The following is a 5,336-nucleotide window of genomic DNA, read 5'->3' as shown; positions in this document are numbered from 1 at the left end:
TGCGGCTCCGTGACGGCAATCACGGCAATGGCCGGGTCGGGCGGAGCCCGAGGCGAAACCAAGGGCTGGGTGGGTGGGGGAAATTCGCTCAGATTTTGGCGGGCCAGCGGGCGAGGAGTTCTCTGGCGAGTTCGCGGTAGGCCGTGGCGCCCATGGAGCTGGGGTCGAACTGGGTGATGGGCTCGCCGGCCAGGGTGGCGTCGGGGAAGCGTACGGTGCGGTTGATGACCGTGTGGAAGACCTTGTCGCCGAAGCCCTGCATGATGGTCTGGAGGACCTCGCGGGCGTGCAGGGTGCGGGGGTCGTACATGGTGGCCAGGAGGCCGTCGATTTCGAGGTTCTTGTTGAGGCGTTCCTGGACTTTGCCGATCGACTCCATCAGGAGGGCCACGCCGCGTAACGCGAAGAACTCGCATTCGAGCGGGATCATGACGCTGTGCGCGCAGGTCAGCGCGTTGACGGTGAGCAGCCCGAGGGACGGCTGGCAGTCGATGAGGCAGATGTCGTAGCCGGGCAGCAACGGTTCGAGCGAGCGCTGCAGCGCGTATTCCCTGGCGACCTCGTTGACCAGCCGGATTTCCGCGCCGGACAGGAAGATGTTGCTGGGCAGCAGGTCCATGCCCTCGACGCTGGTGCCGAGCAGCACGTCCTCGGCGACGACGTCGGGCTCCTCCATCAGCAGGTCGTAGATCGTGGACTCCAGCGGCCGCGGGTCGATGCCCAGGCCGACGGAGAGGGCCCCCTGCGGGTCGAAGTCGACCAGCAGGACCCGCTGGCCGCATTCGGCGAGCGCCGCGCCCAGGTTGATGGTGGTGGTCGTCTTGCCGACGCCACCCTTCTGGTTGACCATCGCGACGATCCGGGCCGGCCCGTGGCTGTCGGGCACGACAGGGTCGGGGAAGACGGGGCGTGGCCGACCGGTTGGCCCCAACGAGACGCTGGGGGTCCCCGCGGTCCACGTCGCATCAGTGGTCGCAGTCAATTGATGAACCTCCCTGACGGTCCCGAACCGGACTGAATCTAGAGGGTAGGCACGTATGCGGCAAGGCGACGCGCCACGGAGACGGAGAATACGGACAAGCAGTTCGATCTCACCGCTGGGCTCGGGGATGGGCCGCAGCGTAAACCTCGCGAAGCCGGTCGACCGTGACCAATGTGTACACCTGGGTGGTGGTCACCGAAGCATGGCCGAGCAGTTCCTGGACAACCCTAACGTCAGCGCCGCCATCCAGGAGATGGGTTGCGAACGAATGGCGCAACATGTGCGGGGACACGCCGGAGAGTCCGGCCCGCTCCGCGGCGGACTGGAGCACCTCCCAGGCGCCCTGACGGGTCAGCCTGCCCCCTCGGGCGTTCAGGAACAGCGCGTGCGTGCCACGGCCGTGGGCGGCGATGAAGGGCCGCGCACGGACCAGGTAGGCGTCCAGGGCACTGCGGGCGAACCGCCCGAGCGGCACGATCCTGGCCCGGCCGCCCTTGCCCCGCAACCGCACCTCGCCGCCGATGAAACCATCCGCGGCTCCGTCCGCCCAGCCCTGGCCGGGTCCGGCACCGTCGCCGTGATCGCCACCAGGACCGGATCCGCCACCTGAGGCGTACCGCGTGACGTCGTCCACGGCCAGGCCGACGGCTTCGGAGATGCGGGCGCCGGTGCCGTACAGGACTTCGAGGAGGGCGCGGTTGCGGAGGGTGAGGGGCGTGTCGCCGGGGCCGGAGGCGGCGATCAGGCGTTCGACCTCCTCGACCGTGATCGCCTTGGGGAGGCGGCGGAGTTGCCGCGGGGGCCGTACCTCGTGGGCGGGATCGTGGCCCGCGACGCCCTCGCGGAGGGCGAAGCGGTGCAGGCCGCGGACGGCGGAGACGGCCCGCGCGGCCGAGCTGGCGACCAGCGCGGGATGCTCCTCGTCGCCCTCCCGGAGCGAGGTCAGGAAGGCGACCACGTCGGACTCGGCCACCTGGGCCATCGTGGCGAGCCCCCGCGCGCTCAGATGGTCCACGTAGCGCCGGAGATCACGCCGATAGGACGCCAGCGTGTTGGCGGCCAGCCCGCGCTCCACGGCGAGATGGGCGAGGTAGCTGGACAGCACGGCTTCGGGCTCGTTCAGCGTCCCTCCCCACGGTCAGGTCATGCCTCCGGCGCGTCGGCGGCCCGCAGGCCTTCGTAGTCGTCGTCGGATGCGGCGTACGCGGCGAGAATACCGGCGATGGCCGGGGAATTGTGGATCATTCCACCCAGCGCCTTCTCGACCGCTTCGTCCAGGCGTACCCACTCCACCGGCATGTCGATCTCCTCGTGCCGGTGCACGAACGTGTTCTCGGTCGCGGGGATGGGCGTGAGGCCTCTGGCCAGGAAGATTCTGATGCGCTCGTCGCTCATCCCCGGCGAGGTGAACATGTCGACCAGGGTGTGCCAGGTGTCGGCGCGATACCCGGCCTCCTCGGCGAGTTCCCTGGCGGCGCACTCCGCCAGCGGTTCGTCCGGCTTGTCCCGCAGGCCCGCGGGCAGCTCCCAGAGCAGTTTGCGGACCGGGTGCCGGTATTGCCGCAGGAGCAGCACCCGTTCGTCCTGGATCGCCACCACGGCCACCGAGCCGGGATGCACGACGTAGTCGCGGTCGGCGAGATCATCGCCCGGCATCCGGACGGTGTCGGTCACGACGGAGATCACCCGAGCCTCGAACCGCTGGTCGGAAGCGGTGACGGGCCATTCCTCGTGACGGTCTTCAATGATCACTTAGTCTTCGCAATCTTGGCGGTGGCCCGGCTCTCCGCGTAGCCGAGGGCCGCGCCGATGAGGCCCTTGAACAGCGGATGAGCCCGGGTGGGGCGGGAACGGAATTCGGGGTGGGCCTGGGTGCCGATGAAGAACGGGTGGGTTTCGACGGCGAGTTCGGTGTATTCGACCAGGCGGCCGTCGGGCGAGAGCCCGGAGAACACGACGCCGACGCGTTCCAGCTGCTCGCGGTAGGTGTTGTTGACCTCGTAACGGTGGCGGTGGCGCTCGTCGACCTTGGGCTTCCCGTACAGCTGGCGGGCGAGGGTGCCCTCGCCGAGCTTGGCGGTGTAGAGGCCGAGCCGCATGGTGCCGCCCATGTCGCGGTCGCCGGCCACCACGTCCTCCTGGTCGGGCATGGTGGAGATGACCGGGTGCTTGGCGTCGGGGTCGAACTCGGCGCTGTTGGCGCCGTCCAGGCCGGCCAGGTTGCGGGCGGCCTCGATGACCATGCCCTGCATGCCGAGGCAGAGGCCGAGCAGCGGGATCTTCTGTTCCCGGGCGTGCCGGATCGCGCCGATCTTGCCTTCGATGCCGCGCACGCCGAACCCGCCGGGCACGAGCACGCCGTCCACGCCGTCGAGTTCGCGGGCCGCGCCCTCCTGCGTGGCGCAGTCGTCGCTGGTCACCCAGCGGATGTTGACCCGCGCGTCGTTGGCGAACCCCCCGGCGCGCAGCGCCTCGGTAACCGACAGGTACGCATCCGGAAGGTCGATGTACTTCCCGACCAGGGCGACGGTGACCTCTTTGGCGGGCTTGTGCACGCGGCGCAGGAGCTGGTCCCACTCCTTCCAGTCCACGTCGCGGAAGGGCAGGCCCAGTCGCCGTACCACATAGGCGTCCAGGCCCTCGGTGTGCAGGACCTTCGGGATGTCGTAGATGGAGGGGGCGTCGATGGCGGAGACCACCGCGTCCTCGTCCACGTCGCACATCAAGCTGATCTTACGCTTGAGCGAGCTGGTGATCGGCCGGTCGGAGCGGCAGACGATCGCGTCGGGCTGGATGCCGATGCTGCGCAGCGCGGCCACCGAGTGCTGGGTCGGCTTGGTCTTCAGCTCCCCGCTCGGCCCGATGTACGGCAGCAGCGACACGTGCAGGAAGAACACGTTATCGCGGCCCACCTCGTGCCGGACCTGCCGGACGGCCTCCAGGAACGGCAGCGACTCGATGTCGCCCACGGTGCCGCCCACCTCGGTGATCACCACGTCCACGCCGGGCCCGGCCATGCTCCGGATCCGGTCCTTGATCTCGTTGGTGATGTGCGGGATGACCTGCACGGTGTCGCCCAGATACTCCCCGCGCCGCTCCTTGGCGATCACGTTGGAGTAGACCTGGCCGGTGGTCACGTTGGCCGAGCCGTGCAGCTCGGTGTCGAGGAATCGTTCGTAGTGGCCGACGTCCAGATCCGTCTCCGCGCCGTCGTCGGTGACGAACACCTCGCCGTGCTGGAACGGGTTCATCGTGCCGGGGTCGACGTTGAGATACGGGTCGAGCTTCTGCATCGTGACCTTCAGGCCCCGAAGCTTGAGGAGCCGCCCCAGGCTAGAGGCCGTGAGCCCCTTGCCGAGACTTGAGGCGACGCCGCCGGTGACGAACAGATGTTTGGTGTGTACGGCGTTGCGCAAGGGGTCTCCCGTGGTCTGAAGTAGTGGCGTCGCGACTGGATCCAGACGGCAGCCATGCCCACGGGCTGTCAGGATATCAAATCCTCGCCCTGAACGGGCCACCACGTGCGCTAACCCGCTGTGGCCCCGGCTCTAACGTGAGGGTAACTTGTGCGGTTATGTCAATCCTGAGGCGGGCCGCGGGGCGTCTGGTGCACCGGGGCTGGGGCATGGTGAGAACGCTGGGCGCGGTGAGCCCGCTCAGTCCGGCGGGGTACCGGTTCCGGCACCTGGGCGAGGGAGCCTGCCTGGCGTTCCCGGTCGGCGCGATCTTCGGCGAGGAATGGATCGAGATCGGGGCGCACACCCTGGTGGGAGAACGTGTTTCAATTTCGGCGGGGATGGGGCCGGGGGTGGATCTCGGGCCGGACCCGATCGTACGGATCGGGGGGAGCTGCTCGATCGGGCGGGGGTCGCACATCGTCGGGCATCAGTCCCTCGTGATCGGGTCGCATGTGTTCACCGGGCCTTATGTCTACATCACCGATCAGAACCATGTGTATGACGATCCGGAGGTGCCGATCGGGCGGCAGTGGCCCCGGAACAATCCGGTGGAGATCGGGGACGGGTGCTGGCTGGGGGCGGGGGCGATCATCCTGCCGGGGACCCGGATCGGGCGGCAGTCGGTGGTGGCGGGCGGGGCCGTCGTGCGGGGCGAGTTCCCCGACCACTGCGTGATCGCGGGCGTGCCGGCCAGGATCGTCCGCACGTTCACCGAGGAGGAGGGCTGGCACGCCCCCGGGGTCGTCCGCATCTCCAAGACAGCCTCCTGACTCGCTCCGGGTGGACCGAACATCGTTCTGGGGCGTACGTTCGCGGCATGCGTACGCGGATCACCGAGCTGTTAGGGGTGGAGTTTCCGCTGTTCGCGTTCAGTCACTGCCGGGATGTGGTGGCGG

Annotated in this window: 5 protein-coding genes; 1 reads left to right on the top strand and 4 read right to left on the bottom strand. The window is 68.7% G+C overall.

Going from position 1 to position 5,336, the window contains the following annotated elements:
- Positions 1-88 precede the first annotated feature (88 nt).
- From Amac_RS53225 to pyrG, 4 genes are all read right to left on the bottom strand, one after another.
- Complete coding sequence (locus Amac_RS53225; RefSeq protein ID WP_246269275.1) at positions 89-931, bottom strand: ParA family protein; 843 nt, start codon at positions 929-931, stop codon at positions 89-91.
- 160 nt (positions 932-1,091) lie between these two features.
- Positions 1,092-2,087 carry a site-specific tyrosine recombinase XerD gene (locus Amac_RS53220; RefSeq protein WP_246269273.1) on the bottom strand — a complete coding sequence of 332 codons (996 nt, stop codon included), beginning with the start codon at positions 2,085-2,087 and terminating at the stop codon, positions 1,092-1,094.
- A gap of 38 nt (positions 2,088-2,125) precedes the next feature.
- A complete protein-coding gene (locus Amac_RS53215; protein WP_246269274.1) occupies positions 2,126-2,731 on the bottom strand; it encodes an NUDIX domain-containing protein in 606 nt (201 codons plus the stop codon).
- A complete protein-coding gene (pyrG, locus tag Amac_RS53210; RefSeq protein ID WP_155362049.1) occupies positions 2,731-4,398 on the bottom strand; it encodes a CTP synthase in 1,668 nt (555 codons plus the stop codon). Before pyrG ends, Amac_RS53215 begins: the two co-directional genes overlap by 1 nt.
- Positions 4,399-4,556: 158 nt before the next feature.
- Between pyrG and Amac_RS53205 the strand changes: the two genes are divergently transcribed.
- Positions 4,557-5,210: an acyltransferase gene (locus tag Amac_RS53205; RefSeq protein WP_155362048.1), complete on the top strand. Its 654-nt coding sequence runs from the start codon at positions 4,557-4,559 to the stop codon at positions 5,208-5,210.
- The last annotated feature ends 126 nt before the right edge of the window (positions 5,211-5,336 follow it).

Source organism: Acrocarpospora macrocephala (assembly GCF_009687865.1).
Lineage (GTDB): Bacteria > Actinomycetota > Actinomycetes > Streptosporangiales > Streptosporangiaceae > Acrocarpospora > Acrocarpospora macrocephala.
Note: the sequence above shows the minus strand (reverse complement) of the source record. Positions and strands in the feature narration are given on the sequence as shown.

Coding starts and splice junctions, on each gene's coding strand:
- Amac_RS53205 (WP_155362048.1), top strand. CDS start 4,557: ATGTCAATCCTGAGGCGGGCCGCGGGGCGTCTGGTGCACCGGGGCTGG.